3 protein-coding genes are annotated in these 2604 nt (G+C 75.2%); 2 read left to right on the top strand and 1 reads right to left on the bottom strand.

All coding sequences use genetic code 11. The features are described from left to right. Nucleotides 1–1023, top strand: a 1023-nt coding sequence (locus tag ABWK99_RS15555; protein ID WP_372595596.1) for an MMPL family transporter, incomplete at its 5' end; no start/stop codon positions are given. A gap of 92 nt (nt 1024–1115) precedes the next feature. Beyond that, entirely contained in the window at nt 1116–2414 is a 1299-nt protein-coding gene (locus ABWK99_RS15560; RefSeq protein ID WP_372595597.1) for a hypothetical protein, read from the top strand. On the opposite strand, the gene ABWK99_RS15565 is transcribed toward ABWK99_RS15560, so the two are convergent. After that, on the bottom strand, nt 2398–2604 hold a 207-nt coding region (locus ABWK99_RS15565; RefSeq protein ID WP_372595598.1), incomplete at its 5' end, for a DUF1731 domain-containing protein. The two genes, ABWK99_RS15560 and ABWK99_RS15565, sit on opposite strands and share 17 nt — an antisense overlap.

Raw genomic sequence — 2604 nt, forward strand, 5'->3', positions numbered from 1 at the left:
GGCCTGCTCGGCCGCCGCCCCCGGCAGGTGTGGGCGGTGACGGCGATCGCCCTGCTCGCCGCGGCGGCCTGGCTCCCGACGCTCCGGGCGACCGGCACCAGCGAGTCCGACATCTTCCTCACCCCGGTCGACTCGGTCGTCGGCGGGGAGGTCCTCGCTGCGCACTTCGACGCGGGAAGCACCCAGCCGATCACCGTCGTGGCGACCGAGGGCGAGCTCGACACGGTCCTGGCGACCCTCGACGGGGTCGACGGGATCAGCTCGGCTGCGGCCGTGACCGCGACGCCCGACGGCGCGCCGGTCGATCCTGCGGCCCCCGCGCTCGTGGTGGACGGACGCGTCCTGGTGGAGGCGGTCACCGAGGTCTCCGCCGAGAGCCAGGAGGCCACGGAGGTCGTCGCCGCCGTCCGCGAGGCTGTTCACGCGGTCAGCGAGGACGCCGTCGTCGGCGGGGCGGCCGCGCAGCGGCTCGACACCCAGGTCACCAGCGAGCGCGACCTGCGGGTCATCGTCCCCGCGGTGCTCGCGGTCATCCTCGTCGTCCTGATCCTGCTGCTCCGGTCGGTGGTGGCGCCCGTGCTGATCGTGCTGGCGAACCTGCTCTCCTTCGGCGCGACCCTGGGGATCGGGGCGATCGTCTTCAACCACGTCTTCGGGTTCCCCGGCGCCGACGCGACGGTCCCGCTCTACGCCTTCGTCTTCCTGGTGGCGCTCGGGATCGACTACTCGATCTTCCTGATGACCCGGGTACGGGAGGAGGCATTGGTGCACGGGACCCGCGTGGGTGTCCGGCGTGGGGTCACGGTCACGGGTGGCGTCATCACCAGCGCGGGGATCGTGCTGGCCGCGACCTTCGGGGCGCTCGCGGTGCTGCCTCTGCTCTTCCTCGTGCAGATCGCCTTCCTCGTCGCTCTCGGCGTCCTGGTGGACACCCTCATCGTCCGCACGCTCCTGGTACCCGGACTCATCCACGACCTCGGCAGGAGGTCGTGGTGGCCGTGGGCGGGCAGGATCGCCGACTGACTCCTTCCTCGGCCTGACGCGGCGGCGGCGCCGTCCACCCCCGACCCTGTGGACGGCGCCCCTGCGTGCGGCCGTGCTGCTGGACTCGCCCCATGTCAGCCCTTCCCGCCGCCGTGCGCGCCGTGCTCCTCCAGCACGGCATCGAGCCCGCCGCTCCGCTCGGCCCCGGTGTCGTGGCCCCCGCATGGAGCGCCCTGGGCCCGGACGGGAGCCGCTACGCGGTCGTGCACGCCGAGGGCCCGCTTGCCGCTCAGGTCCGCGCGAGGGCCGTGTCGCTCTCGCGGCTCGACCATCCGGCCCTGGCCCGCTGCACGGACGTGTTCCCCCTACCGGACGGGGTCGTCGCGCTCGTCGAGGCCGCGCCCGGTACCGAGCTCTCCGTCCTGCTCGAGGCACGGGGGCGGCTGGACCCCGGTGAGGTGGTCGCCGTGCTCGCACCTGTGGCGGAGGCGCTCGACGTCCTGCACCGGGCGGGCCTGACGCACGGACACCTCTCGCCCGTGACGATCGTGATGACGCAGGGACGCCCCGTGCTGGTCGGCGTGCTCACCTGCGCCGCCGGGTCCGCAGCAGGACCCGGGGGAGCGGTCCCGGATGCAGGGGATCCCGCGCACGACGAGGCAGCGGATCTCGCCGCGTTGTGCCGGGTCGGCGAAGCCCTGCTCGGGGCGGCGGGGGAGCACGACCGCGCGGGGCCGCAGACGCGAGCCGTGCGGGAGGTCTGCGCACGACGCTCGGCCCCGGGCGCCGAGCGGATCACCGCAGCAGGGCTCGCACGTGAGCTCAGGGCTGCCTGCCCCGAGGTTCCGCTCGCACCGGTCGACCCGGCCGTCCTGGCACGGCTGGGCCTGCGACGGCTCTCCGGAGGGGCGTCGGCCGGAGCACCGCCCGCGACGGCGAGGGCGACCCAGACCGTCCCTCGGCCGGCCGGCCCGCGTCCGCGCCCCGGGCCGGCGGTGCGGCGTCGGTTGATCGGTGCCCTGGGGGTGCTCCTCCTGGTCGGTGGGGCGGCCGTCGCGGCCGTCGGGTTCGGTGCCGTCCGCGGCGGGGAGACGGCCACCGAGGCCGCTGTCCGGCTCTCCCGGCAGCACGCCGCAGCCCTCGTCTCGGCGGACAGGTCCGGGCTGGCAGCCGTCACCGTTCCGGGGTCGCCCGCTGCTCGTGCGGACGAGGCCCTGGTGAGCGGCGAGGAGGGGTCGGAAGCCGTCGACTGGGACCTGGAGGTCACCGCGGAGGGGGAGGTCGCGTGCGGGGACGGCTCGGCCGGTCAGGTCTGCGTGCAGGTGCGGACGGTGACCGTCCGCGACGGGGTCGCGGGAACGGGCCGGCGGGTGGTGCTCGTCCTGGAGCCAGGGCCGTGGCGCGTCGCCGAGGTCAGGAGCGCCCGGTGAGCCAGTCGCTCGCCTCGCCGAGACCTGGGTGGTCCCAGGTGAAGCCCGAGTCCTGGAGGACCGTGGGCAGGGCCATCTGACCCGAGAGGAGCAGCTCGCGGGCGAGATCACCGAGCGCGAGGCGCAGCAGGGGAGCGGGGACCGCGAGCGCTGCGGGTCGGTGGATCGCCGTGGCGATCGCACCGATCAC

It is taken from the genome of Actinotalea sp. (assembly GCF_041597215.1).
In the GTDB taxonomy this organism is placed as follows: Bacteria; Actinomycetota; Actinomycetes; order Actinomycetales; family Cellulomonadaceae; genus Actinotalea.